Source organism: Sphingobacterium sp. BIGb0165 (assembly GCF_024810095.1).
Taxonomy (GTDB): Bacteria; Bacteroidota; Bacteroidia; order Sphingobacteriales; family Sphingobacteriaceae; genus Sphingobacterium; species Sphingobacterium detergens.
This window is the reverse complement of record NZ_JANUEB010000007.1, coordinates 257,167-276,635: the sequence shown is the minus strand read 5'-3', so window position 1 is coordinate 276,635 and position 19,469 is coordinate 257,167. Positions and strand designations below refer to the sequence as shown.

14 protein-coding genes are annotated in these 19,469 nt (G+C 42.1%); 11 read left to right on the top strand and 3 right to left on the bottom strand.

Going from position 1 to position 19,469, the window contains the following annotated elements:
- The first annotated feature begins 98 nt into the window (after nucleotides 1-98).
- From M2408_RS17765 to M2408_RS17720, 10 genes are all read left to right on the top strand, one after another.
- Nucleotides 99-3,236, top strand: a complete 3,138-nt coding sequence (locus M2408_RS17765) for a TonB-dependent receptor (RefSeq protein WP_259184038.1) — start codon at nucleotides 99-101, stop codon at nucleotides 3,234-3,236.
- 17 nt (nucleotides 3,237-3,253) lie between these two features.
- Nucleotides 3,254-4,819 (top strand): RagB/SusD family nutrient uptake outer membrane protein, encoded by a 1,566-nt coding sequence (locus tag M2408_RS17760; protein WP_259184035.1) that lies wholly within the window; start codon nucleotides 3,254-3,256, stop codon nucleotides 4,817-4,819.
- 31 nt (nucleotides 4,820-4,850) lie between these two features.
- Nucleotides 4,851-5,735: a DUF5017 domain-containing protein gene (locus M2408_RS17755; RefSeq protein WP_259184021.1), complete on the top strand. Its 885-nt coding sequence runs from the start codon at nucleotides 4,851-4,853 to the stop codon at nucleotides 5,733-5,735.
- Nucleotides 5,732-8,383 carry a glycerophosphoryl diester phosphodiesterase gene (locus tag M2408_RS17750; protein WP_259184019.1) on the top strand — a complete coding sequence of 884 codons (2,652 nt, stop codon included), beginning with the start codon at nucleotides 5,732-5,734 and terminating at the stop codon, nucleotides 8,381-8,383. Before M2408_RS17755 ends, M2408_RS17750 begins: the two co-directional genes overlap by 4 nt.
- 22 nt (nucleotides 8,384-8,405) lie before the next feature.
- Nucleotides 8,406-9,851 (top strand): hypothetical protein, encoded by a 1,446-nt coding sequence (locus M2408_RS17745; protein WP_259184016.1) that lies wholly within the window; start codon nucleotides 8,406-8,408, stop codon nucleotides 9,849-9,851.
- 86 nt (nucleotides 9,852-9,937) lie between these two features.
- Nucleotides 9,938-11,425, top strand: a complete 1,488-nt coding sequence (locus tag M2408_RS17740) for an SGNH/GDSL hydrolase family protein (protein ID WP_259184013.1) — start codon at nucleotides 9,938-9,940, stop codon at nucleotides 11,423-11,425.
- 86 nt (nucleotides 11,426-11,511) lie between these two features.
- Nucleotides 11,512-12,189, top strand: coding sequence for a GDSL-type esterase/lipase family protein (locus M2408_RS17735; protein ID WP_259184012.1), 678 nt, complete (start codon nucleotides 11,512-11,514; stop codon nucleotides 12,187-12,189).
- 65 nt (nucleotides 12,190-12,254) lie between these two features.
- Nucleotides 12,255-14,537 (top strand): FAD-dependent oxidoreductase, encoded by a 2,283-nt coding sequence (locus tag M2408_RS17730; protein ID WP_259184003.1) that lies wholly within the window; start codon nucleotides 12,255-12,257, stop codon nucleotides 14,535-14,537.
- Between the two features lie 43 nt (nucleotides 14,538-14,580).
- Complete coding sequence (locus M2408_RS17725; protein WP_259184002.1) at nucleotides 14,581-16,275, top strand: sodium:solute symporter family protein; 1,695 nt, start codon at nucleotides 14,581-14,583, stop codon at nucleotides 16,273-16,275.
- Between the two features lie 163 nt (nucleotides 16,276-16,438).
- Nucleotides 16,439-17,419, top strand: coding sequence for a DUF1080 domain-containing protein (locus tag M2408_RS17720; protein WP_259183994.1), 981 nt, complete (start codon nucleotides 16,439-16,441; stop codon nucleotides 17,417-17,419).
- Nucleotides 17,420-17,463: 44 nt separating this feature from the next.
- Here the strand turns inward: M2408_RS17720 and M2408_RS17715 are convergent, their stop codons facing one another.
- Nucleotides 17,464-17,757: a hypothetical protein gene (locus M2408_RS17715; protein ID WP_259183980.1), complete on the bottom strand. Its 294-nt coding sequence runs from the start codon at nucleotides 17,755-17,757 to the stop codon at nucleotides 17,464-17,466.
- A gap of 45 nt (nucleotides 17,758-17,802) precedes the next feature.
- Nucleotides 17,803-18,222 carry a hypothetical protein gene (locus M2408_RS17710; RefSeq protein WP_259183978.1) on the bottom strand — a complete coding sequence of 140 codons (420 nt, stop codon included), beginning with the start codon at nucleotides 18,220-18,222 and terminating at the stop codon, nucleotides 17,803-17,805.
- Nucleotides 18,223-18,517: 295 nt separating this feature from the next.
- Here M2408_RS17710 and M2408_RS17705 point away from each other — a divergent pair, with 295 nt between their 5' ends.
- Nucleotides 18,518-19,264 (top strand): copper homeostasis protein CutC, encoded by a 747-nt coding sequence (locus tag M2408_RS17705; protein ID WP_259183976.1) that lies wholly within the window; start codon nucleotides 18,518-18,520, stop codon nucleotides 19,262-19,264.
- A 34-nt stretch (nucleotides 19,265-19,298) separates the two neighbouring features.
- Here M2408_RS17705 and M2408_RS17700 read toward each other — a convergent pair whose 3' ends face one another.
- Nucleotides 19,299-19,469, bottom strand: coding sequence for a spore protein (locus M2408_RS17700; RefSeq protein WP_259183974.1), 171 nt, complete (start codon nucleotides 19,467-19,469; stop codon nucleotides 19,299-19,301).

The following is a 19,469-nucleotide window of genomic DNA, read 5'->3' as shown; positions in this document are numbered from 1 at the left end:
TTTTTTTTTGCAGGGGCAAATATAATTTATACTTTTATAAAAGCAAACCAGTCTAGACCAGACTAGATTGCAACGAATAACTAATTATAAATACTATTATGACTCTATTTCATCTAAAGGCGGCTCTGCTTTTATTGGGGATTTTTTTTCTAACGTTGTCCTCCTTTGGACAACAGCCCACTTCTGTCAAAGGAAGAGTGATGGATGTCGAAGGGCTTCCTTTGGTCGGAGTTACAGTATCTAATCAGTATAAAACTGTAACAACTTCTACAGACTCATTGGGTAATTTTTCTATATCGCCCATCTCTCAAGGTGAATTATTACTTTTTTCAATGGTTGGCTATGTTACTGTAAAACATGCGGCCAGATTGGATCGTTCCCAGAATATCCAGCTTTCACGAAGCGAACAGATACTCGATGATGTTGTTGTCATCGGCTATGGGACAACAACCAAGCGCGATCTGACGGGAGCTGTAGGTCAAGCTAATTTGACAGATATGCGTAAAGCCCCTGTTGCCAATTTCGAGGAAGCCTTAGCCGGTCGGGTGGCTGGTGTTAAGGTAAGTTCAAATGATGGACAGCCGGGAGCGGAACTCAGTATCGTTATTCGGGGTAATAACTCGGTCACACAAGATAACTCTCCACTCTATGTCGTTGATGGATTTCCGGTTGAAACATCTGTTGGGAATACCATTAATCCCGAAGAGATTGAATCCTTGGAGGTGTTGAAGGATGCTTCTGCGACAGCGATTTACGGCGCTAGAGGAGCCAACGGGGTGATTCTTATTACAACCAAAAAAGGTAAAGTTGGAACCCCGGTCATTAACTACAACGGTTGGGTAGGACTCAATCAGATTCTAAAAACGCAAGAACTGCTAAATCCATACGAATTTGTGAAATATCAATTGGAACAGAATCCCACCCTGTATACAAATATATACCTAAAGGATGGTAAAACCCTTGAAGATTATCGCAATATGGAGGGAATCAATTGGCAGGACAAAGTTTTTAGAAAAGCTGTTACCCACAATCATTCTATAGCGATACGTGGGGGGACTGATCGTACACGATATGCGATCTCTGGATCATTATTGGATCAGGATGGGATAATCCTAAACAGTGGATTTAATAAATATCAAGGAAGAGTAGTGTTGGATCAGACTATAAATAACAAATTGAAAATAGGCTTGAATCTAAACTATACGGCCTTTAAACGATATGGTACCGTGGTGTCAGAATCTCAACCTAGCCCGACTGCGAGCCTGATGTATGGGCTCTGGGGGTTTCGGCCGATCACTGGAAATGCGCTGACGGATGCTTCTTTGATAGACGATCTGTTTGATCCGGATATGGACCCAAGCTTAGGTACCGATTTACGGATCAATCCTTATCTAGCTGTGCAGAATGAGTATAATCCCCTGTTCAGTACAAATCTTGTTGCTAATGGTTATCTGGAATATAAATTGGGATCGGAGTTGACGTTTAGGGCTACTGGTGGCTATACGCGTATAAACCAACGACGGGAAGTATTCTTTAACTCAAAATCCAGAGCAGGACATCCCTTTTCAAACAATAAAGTAAATGGTTCTATTTGGAATAACGAAGTCACTAATCTATTAAATGAGAATACCCTGTCTTATGACAAGAAATTTAATGGGGGGCATCGGCTAAAGGCGGTCGTCGGGTTCACTGTGCAAGATGTCCGAAATTATACCAACGGATTTACGTCCATTTTGGTACCCAATGAATCATTAGGTATTAAAGGCCTGGACGAAGGACAGATTACGATGGCGCCAGTGACTGACGCATCCAATGGGCTGATATCTTATTTGGGGCGGGTTGATTATAATTATCGATCAAAGTATTTGCTGACACTGTCTTTCAGAAGTGACGGCTCCTCTAAATTTCCGAAATCCAACAGATGGGCTTATTTCCCTTCGGGATCTTTTGCGTGGCGATTGAAAGAGGAAAACTTTTTGAAACCGATCAAGATTATCAGTGATGCAAAATTGCGCGTAGGAATAGGTTCTACCGGAAATAATCGTGTATCAGAGTATGCATCACTAACAGCCTTACAGATGAATCCCGCTTCAGGCTACAGTGTAGGTAACAGTGCCGGTCAGGGAATGGTGCCGACGAATCTTGGAAATCCAAACTTAAAATGGGAGACCACCGTTCAAACCAATGTTGGTCTCGACCTCTCCATACTCAAGAATAGAGTGTCCCTTACAACAGATTATTATCACAAGGAGACACGTGACCTATTATTGAATGCAACGTTGGCTCCCAGTATGGGATTCCTGACAGGCTTCAAAAATATTGGACGGGTATCTAACAGCGGTATCGAATTTACATTGGAGACCAAAAACATACAGACTCCAAATTTCTCATGGAGTTCAAGTTTTAATATTGCATTTAATAAAAACAAAGTTCTTGAACTCAATGAAGGAGAGCCGAGTTTGGCAACGCGTGTCACTTGGGGAAATTTCAATAATGCATATCCTTATATCGCAATACCAGGACAGCCAATAGCCTTGTTTTATGGGTATCTTTTTGATGGTGTCTATCAATACGCAGATTTTGACCTCGTCAACGGGAACTATCTGCTGAAGGCGGGGCAACCCAATAATGGAGTCCCCAGAGCAAACATTAAACCAGGTGATATTCGCTTTAAGGATATCAATGGCGATGGACAGGTTGACAATTATGATCTGACAATAATAGGCAATCCAAATCCAAAACATATCGGCGGATTTAACAATAACTTCAATTATAAAAACTTCGATCTGAATATTTTTTTACAATGGAGCTATGGTGGGGATATCTTAAATGCCAATCGCATTGAGTTTGAAGGCGGAGATCCTGTCGCTCGCGGTTTTCTGAATATGTTTGCTTCTTTTGCTGATCGTTGGACACCGGAAAACCAGACCAACGCGTTATATCGTGTCGGCGGTCAGGGGCCAGCAGTGTATTCTTCCAGAACGATTGAGGATGGATCCTATTTACGACTTAAGACCCTGTCTTTAGGATATACTTTCAATGCTGATCAGCTCCGAAGATTACGAATGAAATCCATTCGACTTTATGTCGCTGCACAAAATCTAGTTACATGGACAAAATATTCAGGGCTCGATCCCGAAGTGAGCACCCGTCCTGGAGCATTGACACCTTCGTTTGATTGGTCCGCTTATCCGCGCCCTCGTACGATGACAGTCGGAATTGACCTTAATTTTTAAACTAACCTTTGATCAAGATGAAACGCATTTTTATTTTTTCTATATGTATTGCTTGTCTAACCAGTTCATGCTCCAAATTGCTGGATAAAGAACCTGACTTTGTGACCACTGAAAAATATTTTCGAAATGAAAGCGAATTGATGAATAGTCTCAATGGAGTCTATAACAGGCTGATCGACACCTATGGGCGGATGTATAGCCGTGGGCTTTTTAGCTATCTTGTCGTTAGTGATGAGGCCTATTTCAAGAATATATCAATCAACAATATTCGAGTGATGGTCATGGACGCTGCTGATTTGGACATTACTAGATTATGGGAAACCTTATACGAAGGGATAAATAGAGCAAATCTATTATTGGAAAATGTTGATCGTGTAGAGATGGATATCACCAAAAGAAACGCCATCAAGGGCGAAGCACTCTTTATGCGCGGATATTACTATTATATCCTAACCGATTTCTTTGGAAAAGTTCCTTTAAAACTATCCTCTACACGGTCTCCCAACGACCCTTACCCAGCTCAGGCTACCCTGGCGGCTTTATATACGCAAATTGTGAAAGATATGCAGGAAGCGGAAAACCTGGTTTACGAAAATGGAGTAGTGGCTAATGAAAGAGTGTGCAAAACGGCTGTTCAGGCCGTACTGGCCCGTGTGTTTCTAAAAATGGCGGGACAGCCCCTCAATGATCACGCTCGCTATCAAAATGTTATCGAATATACGGATAAAGTGATTGCTTCAGGAAAGCATCAGCTCAATCCCAATTATAAGCAAATATTTATCAACCATTCACAAGATATCAATGAGTCGAAAGAATGCCTTTGGGAAGTTGGCATGTTTGGAAATAAGATCGGCAACATCGATCAGGCTGGCATGGTAGGTATTGAGAACGGTATAGAATGTCCCGATGAACGTATTGGATATTCAGGCGGAGCAATGCGGATTACAGCCAAATTATACGGTTTGTTTGGTCAGAAAGATACGATGCGGCGCGATTGGAGTATCAGTCCTTACCGATTTGTGACTACGGCGGGAGTTACGCAAAAACAATATTATAGTGCAGCTCAACTTTATGATCGAAACCCTGGAAAATGGAGACGGGAGTATGAGACCGGTACCAAAGTAAGAAGTGCCAATTCAACCAATTTTCCAATTATAAGGTATAGCGATGTATTACTGATGAAAGCTGAGGCAGAAAATGAGGTCAACGAATCCCCAACTACAGCCGCCTATGAAGCAATCAATCAAGTACGTAGGAGAGCTTTTGGTAAGGCGTTAAATGAGGTTAATGGAGATAGTGATGCGCCTAGCGGAATGGATAAAATAGCTTTTCTAGACTATATAAAAGACGAGCGCCTGCGTGAATTTTGTTTCGAGGGTATCCGGAGACATGATCTAATTCGTTGGGGAATTTATATGCCCACTATGAATGCCTTGGGACGCGATATTTCAGTCAATGCACCTGCGGCACATCGATATGGTGGTAATGCTGGCCTGAACACGACGGAGAGAAATGTGCTGTTTCCCATACCAAATACAGAGATAACCATTAATAAACAGATTGTCCAAAATCCAGGTTGGTAAATCTGGTGGATCACAAAATAAATAGACACAGATGAAAATATCGATGATGTATCTCATGCTGGCCGTATTGTGTGCCAGTTGTATGAAAGAGGATATCGCCAGTGCCGATATGGAGGTCAGGACGAATGCCTCAAGTTACAAGGTAGGTGATACCGTTGTATTCCGATTTGAGGGAACCCCTGACAATATTGTATTCTATTCTGGAGAGAACGGACACAACTATGACTTGAAAGATCGCCTTTATGCAGATAACGATTTACAGGTAGATTTCAAAACACTCGTACAATGGGGTGTTATCTATGACAATCTAAAATTATTGGTTTCCAATAATTTCAGCGGAATATACACTAAAGAAGAGGTTGATAAAGCGGCCTGGACAGATATTTCAGACAAAGCCGTTTTCTCCACGGGGCAAGATAATACGCCCTCCGGAACTGTAAGTTTAAAATCGTATCTCAGTCCAGTTGATACAGGATCAATATATCTGGCGTTCCGATATACCGACTTTCAAAAGCCGCAACAGAACAGATGGGTCATTCGCAGTTTTAATGCAGTAAAAGTATCGCCAGAAGGCGTGCAGACGAATGTTGCTACGATATCCAATGCAGGCTGGAATGCTGTAAGTTTTCTAAATGACAGTAAGGGATGGACAATTTCGACAACACAGCTATTGATGTATGGCGGTGTTGCATCCGATACCGATAATGATGATTGGGTGATTAGCAAAGGTTTTAAAGTAAAGGAATCCATCGCGGACAAAGGAATAGCACTTAAAAATATTAGTTCAAATCTGCGGGAATACAGCTATGTGTACAAGACCCCAGGTGTCTATAAAGCTGTGTTTGAAACCTCCTCCGACTGGTACAGTGGTCGCAAAGCTGGGTACGCCGAAGTGACAATAACCATTACACCATGATCGATATGCAACGGTTAAATAGAGGATACAGTCATTGCGCAGGGGTATGGAAGACGATGATGATACTGCCATTTTTATGCTTCGCAAATGTTTTCGCACAAAGCGGGGCTGATGTCCACCTAGAAAATAGTGTGCTCCAACTGATCTGGCGTGAGGGTAAAAATGGCTATCAGCTTCAATCCCTCGCCTTGAAAGATGGAGCGGGAGGAAAAAAACAGCTAACGATGGCGACACAGCAGCGAACGATCCTTTATGCTAAAAATAAACCACTAGATAAATCTACGACTGTTTATGATCATAATGGGAAGCTCATTCATTTTCCAGACTCTCAATATCGTTATGTAATTCCAATCTGGTCGCAAAGTTTATCACCTGTAAGCCTAAATACAGCTGGTGAAGTATTACACTATCAGCCGACTATAGTGGCTTCAGATTCACCCTCGGGGTTGAGATTTCAATACGAAAATGAAAAAATTGCCCTGTCAGAAGAATGGAACCTTGATCCAGATCATACGCATGATATCCGTGTACAGATGACTTTAAAAGCGAAACAAAGCGGTTATTATTCCCTGTCGTCGCCATCACTGGCGATTGGTGATCGCAAGCAGTTTCAGTGGGCGGTGATTCCGGGATTATTCCAAGGAGCAGCGCTCAATCCTGACTTTGTGGATGCCTACGCTTATGGACATGGCATCCCTGATCGTCCGGTCATTGTCCGTGAACGTACAGCCTCTACATTAGCGGCGCTGTTAACGACACAATCTGGAGTGACCTTAGCGACCGTAGCTGAACCCGGAACTGCAAGGGATCCCTGGTTGAAAGACACAAAGACTCATGCGGACTGGAAACTTGGATTGTCATTGATGAATCGAAATAACGAACTTACACCGACACTCTATCATCCAGTACTGGGGGAGGCTGGGTCTTACTTGAACGAAGGACAAGAGATCACATTTTCATTTCGATATACAATTCAGCAAACTTCGTGGTACAATGTTCTAGGGCATGTGATAAAAGATGTTTATAAGTTTAGTAATTTTTTAAAATTGAAAGAGACAAATCGTTCCTTAACGGATCGCCTTTACGCGATGTATGATTATGTCTTAGCAGATAGCACTTCCAAGTGGCGGACCGTAAATGATAAGAATACGGTGATTGGTGCTCAGGATTATCTGGGTGGCGTGTATGGATCTGCAAAAGATGCCATGAAAAACTCTGATTATGGTGCGATGTGGATGCTGGCTAGACTGACTGGAGATACCACACTCAAACAGCAACGACTCCCTGCAGCCTTAAACTTCAAGTTGCAGCAACAACAACAGAAACCTGGGGTCTTTTATGGATCAGCTGCCGGGCAGTATTACCTATATCGCAGTCAGCAGTTTACCGAAGAATGGGGTCCGTATAGCGAGCCCATTGGCACCAGCTATTACATGTTGATGGATATCGGCAATATATTACTTTTTGAACCAGATCGATCTGATCTTAAACAAGCCTTGCGTAAAGCCGCAGATTGGCTGTTGTCAACAATGAATCCCGATGGACACTGGGAGGTTGCATATGATAATAAGTCAGGTCGTCCCATGTTTGAGGACCTATCCGATCTCCGACCAACATTTTATGGACTCTTGGTTGCGCATCAGTTGCTAAAGGACGAAAAATATCGAGCTGGAGCAATTAAGGCCGCAAACTGGTTTGTCGAACATGCCGCAAAAAAAGGATGGTTCCTCGGTGTCTGTGGTGATACGCGATTTGCACCTGATTTTGCAACAGCACAGTCTATACAGGCCCTCCTCGATATGTATACATTGACCAAGGATCCACGCTATCAAGCGGCAGCTTATCAGGTCACCAGATACTATACAACATCGATCTATACGCATCCGATCCCCTCTCGCGAGATCAAACGTGTGAATGGGACCGCTCGTCAAGATTGGGAAATCAGTCAAGCGGGGCTAGGATTTGAACATGGAGGTATTATGGGCTCTGCAAATCATCATGGCCCTATTCTGTTATCGAGCCATGCAGGGCTGTTTGTAAGACTGTATGCACAGACGAAAGACAGTCTATTGCTGGATATGGCAAGAGCTGCAGCTTGGGGACGGGATGCTTTTGTGGATGCCAATACCGGAGTCGCTTCCTATTACTGGGATGCGATGAATAAAGGGGCTGGGCCATTTCCACATCATGCCTGGTGGCAATTGGGATGGATTACCGATTATCTGCTCTCCGAAGCAGCAGTTCGTTCCAATGGTAAAATCTCCTTTCCGAGTGGATTTATAACACCTAAAGTTGGGCCACACCGCAGTTATGGCTTTGATAAAGGGAGAATATTTGGCAGGTCTGTCGATTTGAAAATGAAAAAGGGACTTATCAGCCTCGATAATGCACAGATAGATTATATCCTGGCAACGAACAGTGATACTAAGGAGCTCTATATTGTTTTGTTGAACAATAGTGTGGATCAGCAGGATATTCAGCTCAGGGTGGATAAAGGCCAATCCCAGCGTCTATTCGGATCAGAGCAGCGGGAGGCTTTTCTTCTCAATGCCAATGGGGAGAATGAAATCGGAATGTCAGCATCTCCAGGGTGGAAAATCACCCTGCCAGCAACGGGACTAAAAGTAATAAAAATCAACTATCAATAACCATTTAAAATCAACTAATAGTATGAATAGCAACATTAAACATTTAAAAAACTGTTGGATTTTACCAGGATTCTTTGGACTAATGTTTACGGTTTTAAGTTGTACAGGGATCGAAAAGAGCTTACAGCAAAATGAACAGCAGAATCAACAACAAGTAGAACATAAACTTGCACGAATGGCGTCTGCTGCCGGGCAATTGGATTCACCGATGGTGAAAAGTCTGGCTTATCAGGTTATCGTCAACAATGATACCTTGGACGTATGGCAAGAAACCTGTTATGATCTGGCCCAAAATGGCGGACAAACGGATTTACATACCGCATTGTTTAATTATGTGCCCGGTACTCAGGTCAAGATTATTTGTAGCAGTGCATTCTCAAATTTTACGCTTTCACCTAAAAGATTGAATATACCGGTTGTGAAGAATGGAAATGAATTGTCCTTTACCCTCCCGGAATATTACAATTATGCGTTAGCTATCCCTGGTCGAGCACCCTTACTATTATTTGGATCTCCCGATTACAGTGCGTATAAACCTGGGGCCGTTGTTTTTGCCAAGGGGATACATCATGGCGTAAACGGAGTTTTTAAACTTGAGTCCAATAAAACCTATTATTTAGAAGAGGGCGCGATTTTAAGAGGAAAGGTATTGATAGAAAACGTGTCTAATGTCAAATTGATCGGTCGAGGTTATATTGATGATCGTACCGCTCCTGTCGCTGGAAACTTTGTCAAAGTCTACCGTAGTCAAAATGTGGAACTTAGGGGATTTGGTGTCCGGCATGCCGCTTTAGGTTGGCAAGTGGATATGGTCAATTCGTCGAATGTCGACGTATCCCATCTTAATCTATTGAGCTTTGGGCAGAACAATGATGGTTTGGATTTAGGTTCAGGATGTCAAGATGTGCATTTCTCACACTGTTTTATTGGATCGGGGGATGATGGTTTTGGTTGGCACGCAACAAATGCCGCTGCAGATGGTGAAACACCACTTTTAAATTGTAGCGCCCACGACTGTATGATCTGGAAAAACCAGGTGGGCGTAGGTATTCGTATAGGTTCTTCATTGGAAACCAGTAGTGTCGAACAACTCACATTCAAAGATATTGATATAGCCAAAATGACTTGGGGAGGTCATTCTGTGGCGATACCACATTCGGATTGGGCCGATGTGAGGAATATCACCTTCGAAGGGATCCGTGATGAGACCATTGGAAATACACGATTCGTGTTGATGTATATTAAGCAGAACTCGAATTCAAATCCAGTCTATAGACCCGGAACCATTTCTAATATTCGATTTATTGATTGTGTCAGCAGTGCCACAGCGGCTACTTTCGAGGGCTATGATGCGGAGCATATGATTAAAGACGTGACCTTCAAAAATGTAAAAGTGGGGGGCAGGAATATGTTGCAATCAGATATCGTTGCGAATTCCTTTACTTCGAATATCACGGTTGTAGATTGATGTTAAAAATATTTTACGAGGACTTGTATTCAAATGGTATGCGTAGCTATCAATTAATCATAACGATCCTATTGCTTTTTTTTACAATGACTGATTTGAGTGCGCAGAATACCCGGGAGCTCGATAAGATTGCCGCTTCACAAGGTACTGCCTCGCAGCTATTATTTTCTGTGGATCTCCATAAAGAGGAACTTATTCATCCAAGCGATTTTGAGCGAGATGACGAGTGTATAGTGCGCGGTGGTATTCCTAATTTTCTTGCTAAAATTACTGATGGTCAAGATGTGACCGTCGCATTTATTGGTGGAAGTCTGACACAGGCAAATTATTGTTACAGAATGCAGATTTCCACCTATTTGCAGGCACGTTATCCATCTACCAGGTTTATGTGGGTCAATGCCGGCGTATCTGGTACAGGTACAGATCTGGGAGCCTTTAGAATTCAGGAGCAGGTATTGACACAGCATCCCGATCTGGTTATCATAGACTTTGCAGTCAATGGCGCCTATGCCGCGGGCATGGAGGGAATGATCAGACAGATTATCCAGCATGACAATCATACCGATATCTGTTTAATTTATGCCATTTTGGGAGGGCAAACCAAGCTATATCGCAATGGAAAAATACCGTTACATATTAAAGCCCTGGAAGCATTAGCCGATCATTACCGTATTCCTACAGTACATTTGGGAATGGAGATTGCTCACCTGGAATTTCAGGATAAGCTGTTATGGAAGGGAGATGTGCAAGCTGCAGGAGAACGCATTTTATTTTCAACCGATGGTATCCATCCACTTAAAGCCGGTGGAAATCTATATGCAGCGGCCATTGCCCGTGGAATTGACAAAATGAAAAGATTGTCAAGGACGGAGTCTCATCCATTGCCCAAACCGCTAGTTTCTTCCGAATGGGATGTCGCGGGGATGTACATACCCGATGATATTGCTGATTTTGATATAAAATGGGGGGCGATTTCAACAAAAGAATCCAAGTTAAAGGCGTTCAATGGATGGTTTGACACGGTGATGGTAGCTGGGGAAGAGGGAGCGCAGTGTTCATTCGCTTTTGAAGGCGATATATTTGGCCTATTTGATATCGGTGGACCCGAGGTGGGACAGCTTGAAGTCTGGGTAGATGGCCATCGAATAAATCTACAGAAATTACAGTCAGATAGTTTTCAGCCCTATGAAATAACAACAGGGGATAACGGTAATACCCTGTTGAATCGTTTTAATGCCTACTGTTATAATCGATATAGAGGTCAATATGATTTGATCAGATTGCCACAAGGGAAGCATGAAATCAGTTTTCGTATATCATCATTGAAAGCAGATAAGCGGCTGATTTTGGGGCCATCTCAACAAGAGGATATTGTTCAACATCCTACAAAATATGACTCCTCTGCAATTTATTTAGGACGGATACTCTTACGTGGGAAACCAATTTTAAAGACGGCTAGAAAACAAGAAATAAGAGAGATGAGACCAGATACTTATACCGCCAAGGGTAGCATGAACCGAGTGAACCAAACGATTGAGCTCACGAATACCTTAGAATACCAATTTAATGAGTAAACGAGCTCATGAATACCATTGAAAATAAATACTGATGAATAATGTCTTAAAGAGGGAAATCGATTAATGAATAAAAAAATAATTAGATGAAAGCAACTCAATTAATAAAGCTATTTAGCTGTCTGTTCCTCTGCTTGGGCATATCGTTTACCTATGCCCAAACTGTATTGACACAGCAGCAGAAATGGGAGGAGAAGATACAGCGCTATGAACGTCTGGATAAGCAAAATCCACCACCCGACAATGTAATCTTATTTGTAGGTAGTTCGACCATTGAAAATTGGAAAACACTAAAGGACGATTTCGTCGGTAGGGCTGTGCTGAATAGAGGGGTCTCTGGAACCAAGACAATCGATCTGTATACCTATAGAGACCGATTGATTACACCATACAATGCAAAGCAAATTTTTATTTATGAAGGCGACAACGACATTGGGCTGCATTGGTCTACAGATCGTATTGTAGCGCAGTTTGCTGCCTTGTTTAGTGAAATACGAAAAACCAAACCGCATGCTGAAATAATTTATATCTCCATCAAACCTTCACCGCGCCGATTGAAAGATAAAATACAGATCGAAGAGGTTAATGCACGCATTAAACAGTTTTTAGAACAACAGTCTGGAACGGCCTACGCAGATGTATATTCCAAAATGCTGGATGTCAATGGTGATTTAGTAACGGCATACTATCGGGAGGATGGTCTGCATCTGACCGCTGAAGGATACACTATCTGGAAAGATGTGATTTCCAAATTTATAAAATAGACGAATTTGCCCCAGTATAAGGGGTGTTGAATAAGGTGATAAACTAGATAAAAAAGAAAGTATATATGATTTATAGCAAGGGGGGAACCTCCAGAACATTAAAGAAGGAAGTTGTTACCGCTGATTTAACGGTTGTGGGTGGTGGTATGTCTGGCGTGTGCGCTGCGATTACAGCAGCTAGGCAAGGTTTGCGTGTCGTGTTGGTACAGGATCGGTCTGTACTTGGAGGGAATGCCTCCAGTGAGGTTAGATTGTGGATACTGGGTGCCACTTCCCATATGGGTAACAACAATCGTTGGAGTCGAGAAGGTGGAGTTATTGACGAAATATTGGTTGAAAATGTGTATCGTAATCCGGAGGGTAATGCCGTGATATTGGATATGATTTTACTTGACAAGGTAAAACAAGAACCCAACATCCGATTGTTGCTTAATACCAGTGTCTATGAAGTCCACAAAGAAGCTGGTGAACGGATCAAATCATTAAATGCTTTTTGCAGCCAGAACTCCACACAATATACCCTTGAATCATCTTTATTTTGCGACGCTTCTGGAGATGGTATAATCGGTTTTCTCTCCGGAGCTGCTTTTCGCATGGGGGCTGAAACACGAGAAGAATTTGATGAGGCTATGGCACCAGATACTTCCTATGGTGAGCTTTTGGGCCATACCCTTTATTTCTATACCAAAGATGTCGGAAAATCTGTGTCTTATACTGCCCCAGCTTTTGCCATGGATGTTACCAAAGAAATACCACGGTTCAAAAATTTCAATGCCAAAGAACATGGCTGCAAGTTGTGGTGGGTGGAATATGGGGGGCGTCTAGATACTGTACATGATACTGAAGAGATCAAATGGGAACTTTGGAAAATCATCTATGGTGTGTGGGATTATATCAAAAATTCAGGACAATTTCCTGAAGCTGATACCCTCACATTGGAATGGGTTGGAATGGTTCCCGGAAAGCGAGAAAGCCGTCGGTTTGAAGGTGATTATATCCTGACACAAAAGGATGTGGTCGAGCAGCGTCAACATCCAGATGCCGTAGCCTATGGAGGCTGGTCCATCGATCTGCATCCTGCGGATGGTGTCTTTAGCGACCGTCAGCCCTGCAACCAATGGCATAGTAAAGGTATTTTCCATATCCCTTATCGTTGTTTATATAGTCGTAATATTCAAAACCTCTTTTTGGCGGGGCGTCTGATCAGTGTATCCCATGTCGCATTTGGTGCGACTCGGGTAATGGCGACATGTGCTTATGTTGCGCAGGCTGTGGCGGTAGCGGCAAAACTATGTGTTCAGCACCAACTTGCACCACGAGAAGTTGGACAATCCTATTATATGACGGAATTGCAAAAAGAGCTGCAACGAGTCGGTCAGTATATCCCTGGTTTTCATTTGTCCGATAACAGCGATCTTGTACAGCAGGCAGAACTCACTTCTTCGAGCAATTTGGACTTTAAAGGATTCTTCAAAGAAAATATTTTGTGGAAAAATCTAGACATTTCCGCAGCACAACTTCTTCCTGTAGTTGCAGGCGCCTTGCCTATCTTTCTTTTGGAGATAGAAGCGATGCAGCCAACAATATTGGAAGTCGAGTTGAGAAGCAGTGAAAGGAAAGGTGGTTTTACGCCAGATCAGGAGCTAGGGAAAATAAAAATTAGTGTAAAACCTGGTGTTCAGACAGTAACATTGGATTTTGGATTGAAGATACATGAGGATCAATATGTTTTCCTTACGTTTCTCCAAAACGAACATGTGCGATTGGCCTATACCCCGCGGCGAATATCTGGATTGCTTTCTGTTTTTAATGGAGTGAATAAAGCCGTTTCAAATAATGGTAAACAAGTAGCCTTGTCGGGATCTGGAGTGGATTCATTTGAATTTTGGACGCCACAACGTCGGCCCGAAGGACATAATCTCGCCATTCAACTATCATCGGGACCGTCCATCTTTGGGATCGAAAATGTGCGTAATGGTATTGATCGGCCGACAATCCGTCCGAATGCCTGGGTCGCTGCAACGGACGATCAGCAGCCAATAATTTCGATTAAATGGAAGCAGAAGCAGTGCATAAGAAGGATTGAAATTAATTTTGATACCGATTGGGATCACGCGATGGAGTCGGTATTAATGACCCATCCTGAGACCGTGATGCCATTTTGTGTTCGGAATTATAGCATTGAAGATGGAAACGGAAAGATTATTTATACACAGCGGGCAAATTTTCAGACTAGAAATGTGATAGAACTTCCTGAACCTTGTGTTACGGACGAGCTGGTGATATCTCTCGAACACCCTTCTGCAGATGTGCCGGCAGCCGTTTTCGCTATCAGGTGTTATGCATAGTTTATAAAATGATAATATTCAGTAATTTAATGTTTGATATAAGATGATAGATACAGTAGTCATAATCGTTTTTTCAGTATTCATCATGCTGGTTGGGATAAGCTTTTCACGAACCGGAAGAAATTTGAAGTCCTTTTTTGCTGGAGGTGAATCTGTGCCCTGGTTTATAGGAGGAATGTCCCTATTTATGAGTTTTTTTTCAGCAGGTACCTTTGTCGCTTGGGGTTCAATAGCCTATAGTCATGGCTGGGTAGCGATTACCATTCAGTGGACCATGTGTATAGGTGGGCTAATTACAGGTCTTTATCTGGCTCCCAAATGGAAGGCTACAGGAAATCTTACTGCGGCCGAGTTTATTAAGGAACGCCTAGGAAGCGCTGTACAGAAGTGTTACATCTATGTCTTCATGATCGTTTCGGTATTTCTCAAGGGCTCCGTGTTGTATTCTGTGGCCAAACTTGTTTCCGAATCGTTGGACTACCCCCTGATCCCAGTTACCATTGTGCTGGGCATCCTAATGATTGCCTATACTGCCATCGGCGGTTTGTGGGCCGTAATGGTGACAGATATTCTACAGTTTGTCGTCCTGACAGCAGCGATCGTGATTGTCATCCCATTGGTTTTTCAGGAAGTGGGCGGTGTACAGTCCTTCTTGGACAAAGTGCCAGATGATTTCTTCAATGTTGTAAATGGTGAATATACCTGGGGTTTTATTTTAGCTTTTGCGTTGTATCATATTTTTTATATTGGGGGCAACTGGACATTTGTACAGCGGTATACCAGTGTTGATACGCCACGATCAGCATCCAAGGTCGCTTATTTATTTGCTGCATTGTATATTGCTAGCCCGATTTTGTGGATGATTCCGCCAATGGTTTACAAAGCGATCAATCCGGACTTGACAGGCTTGGCGACAGAAACGGCTTACATCATGGTGTGTAAGCAGGTACTCCCAGCAGGATTACTTGGATTGATGCTCACAGGAATGTACTTCTCCACTTCGGCATCCGCAAATACGGCCTTAAATGTTGTATCAGCTGTTTTTACAAACGATATCTATAAGGGAACTTTAAATCCACAAGCGTCAGAAAAAAAACTGATGTTTATCGCTCGCGCATCATCTTGGTTTTTTGGGTTTTTTATGATTATTGTTGCACTGATCGTGCCATTGATTGGTGGGATAGTCGAGTTCACCCTAAGTATAGGCGCCATTACCGGTGGACCATTATTGGCACCACCAATATGGGCGTTGTTTTCAAAGCGATTGACAGGAAAGGCTACTGTGTATATAACTGCTGTCAGCTTAAGCGTCAATCTGCTGTTTAAGATTATTTTTCCTTTGTTGATAAACTATAAACTTAGCCGGGCCAACGAGATGCTGCTTGGAGTTGTACTGCCCTTTGTGTTGTTGATCTGTGTTGAACTATATGCGAAATCACGCGGGAAGATAAGTGCAGAATACCTTGCACTCAAACAAACTAGAGCCGCACGTAAGGAAGCTGTACAGCAGATTGATATAGAAGAAGAGATGGCACTGAAAAATCAGAATAAATTTGGATTGAAGATGATTGCATTTTCACTTACCTTTATTGCGCTGTTGCTTTATGTACTGTGCTTTTTCTTTGCCGACCGTTCTCCATTAGTTGGTGGAATTGCCACGGTAATACTTATCAGTTCATTGATTCCATGGCGAGCAGCCCATCGTGTTTTTTATGAATCGGATTTAAAATCAGATTAATACAAGGCATTTTTTTATATGATCAATACTGGGAAATCAGTTCATACTACTTGCAAGGCATCGTATTCTTAGCATTTTTTAACACGATACTCCTTGGATACCAGAGTCGAAACAGTTAAATTGCTGGAAATTTATTGTCAATTAGAATATAAACATAAACAATATGAAAAGAAAAGCGGCATTTCTTTTAGGGCTTTTGGCTTCTGCTGCGCTACCGCAAGCAACTTTCGCTAAAGATTCTATAAAGGAGTCAATTGTTCAAAACCAAGAAATTGAAGGAAAAGAGCTAATCGGGCGATGGGATATCGAGGTAGACGTCAATGGTACCCCTGCACCTTCCTGGCTTGAAGTGAAATTGTCAGGTTATAAAACTTTAGTAGGCCACTATGTGAGTACTTCGGGGAGCGCGAGACCCGTTTCACAAGTTTTTTATGAAAACGGAAAATTTAAATTTGCGATACCACCACAATGGGAAGGCGGAAAGATGAACTTAAGTGTGGAAGGGGAGATCCAAAATGGAATATTACAGGGAACGATAACAGAACCTGATGGGAAAACACATCGCTTTAAAGGTGTACGCGCGCCAGAATTAAAAAGAACAACTGCCGTTAAATGGGGGAAACCGATCCAGCTTTTTAATGGAAAAGATCTTTCGGGTTGGAAAGCTACAGGTAAAACAAATCAATGGGTTGTGAAAAATGGGATCTTGACCAGTCCACAGTCGGGTTCTAATCTTGTTTCGGAACAAAAATTTGAAGATTTTAAGTTACATGTTGAATTTAAAATTCCTGCGGGAAGTAATAGTGGGGTCTATCTAAGAGCGCGCTATGAGGTGCAGATTGAGGATAGCCCGAAAGATGCACATCCGAATGCCGTACTTTTTGCAGGAGTCTATGGGTTCCTGGCAGCAAATGAAATGGTGAATAAAGGAGCTGGAGAATGGCAGACATTTGATATCACGCTGGTCGGACGACTGGTGACGGTTGTAGCGAATGGCAAAACAGTGATCAGCAATCAGGAGATTCCGGGAATTACTGGTGGTGCGTTGGATAGTAAGGAGGCCGAACCGGGACCATTGTATTTCCAAGGAGATCACGGGCCGGTAGAATTTCGTAAGGTCGTCGTTACCCCAGCAATCAAATAATAACAAGATTTATTGAAGAGACTACCGCATGAGGTGGTCTCTTTTTAAACTCCAATGACGACAACTACAATGTCTTCATTCTGGTAAGAAGTATAATATCGGTCAATTGAACCACTCTCTTTATAGTCCTGTAATTCCTTAAATATCATTTTTTTTAAAGTGCCTTTTCCCTTTCCATGAATAAACTTGATTTCGTTCATTTCCCAATAAATGGCTGCATCTAAGTTGGATCTTAAAAAATCAATGGATTCTAATATCAGTTCGTCAGCTGAGTAGTCTTCCCAGTCTTCAAGGAAAGCATCGGCATGTAGATCAACTATAGCGGGTGGTTTGCGCATGATTCAATATTTTACAGTGCCGCAAATGTAAAACAAAACAATGACTTAATAGCTGAGGTCCGCGAGGAAATAAACCGCATCGGCAAATTTTTCATGCCATTTTTTTATAATGGCTGCCATTTCATATTCTTCCTCTTCTGCATGAGTGAGCATCAATAATTCGATCGCATCCAGTAATTGTTTGTGGTCCAGAAAGAAGCCATCATAGTCGCGGTAGGCTGAGACCGTTTCCTGAATAAGTTGTAGGCTGTCGTGTCGAATCAGAATCATTGCATGACGGGAGGAAATACGGTCCAATAACCATTCCTTTTTAAAATCAGATGCAATATGCCTATTACATGCTTGGTTAAACAATAGTTCGAATTCAACAATCTGACTTTTTAGACCATGTATAGTGGACTGGAGTTCCTCAAAAGTACTGATGATCCGTTCCTGTGTCTCCATATTTCTTGATATAATAGCCATGATATTTTACTTAAAGTTTATATGGTACTGGTTCTTAATGTTTTAAATAAAAGCATGTAAGGTATATACAAATAGTTTGGAGAAATGTTTTCCCAATTATGAATAATAATAGACTGGTGATCTGTCGAATACTGCACAACAAGAGTTAGAAGCCGACTGCTTTTGTGAAAATTTGATTCCATTTAAAGCTTGTTCAAGAAAGAATAGCTTTACTTTCTCAATAGTGGAAAATAGGTAATTTGCGTTTTTTTTGCGTTATTCGCATAGGATAAAAACAGGTTAAAAATTGAATTGAATGAAGGAGAAAGCAATCGGAAATTATCAATTAGAAATATGTTCCAATTCAGTCGCTTCGGCGATCGAAGCTGAAAAAGGAGGAGCAACACGTATTGAATTTTGTCAAAACTTGGAGAATGGAGGAACTACACCTTCTTTTGGTCAATTGAAGTTGGTACGTGAGCTTGTGCATATCGGTATACACGTACTGATTCGGCCACGTGGGGGAGACTTTCTATATACAGAGGAAGAAGTATTGGAAATGATCGCCGATATCGAGCTGTGTAAGGAAATGGGTATGGATGGCGTTGTCATAGGTGTATTGAATGCAGATGGTACTGTTGATAAGATCAATACGATGCGTTTGGTTGATGCTGCGCGTCCGATGCATGTGACATTTCATCGTGCCTTTGATCGTGTGGAGGATCCTTTTGCTGCATTGGAAGATGTTATTGCTTTGGGGATCGATCGTATACTGACTTCGGGTTTGAGAAATTCAGCTTTATCGGGGGCACCTTTACTGCAACAATTGATCGAGCAGGCTAATGGGCGTATTGTAATTATGCCGGGCGCTGGGGTGGATGCTTCCAATATCCGGACGATATTAGCTGAAACCGGGGCTATTGCTATACATAGTTCGGCGAAGGAAAGCCAGCCTTCAAAGATGCAATTTGCACAGGATCAGGTCAAGGGAATGGATGAGGCACAGTGGATGAGCTCAAAAGAAAAAGTCCACCAAATGGTAGACTTATTAAAAAGCCTTTAAAGTATAACTTTAAAGGCTGCTAATTTCTTTTTGCTTACTTAGCTAATTGATTTAAGATAGCATCGTTTTTAACGATTTGGTTGTCAGCTTTCATTTTTGATCTAGTACCTAACTCAACGTTAGTTCCTAATTTCAAGAACTGAACTTCAACACGTGAAACAGTTTTATTTCTTCTATCTTTTCTTTTTAAACGTGTAACTCCCAT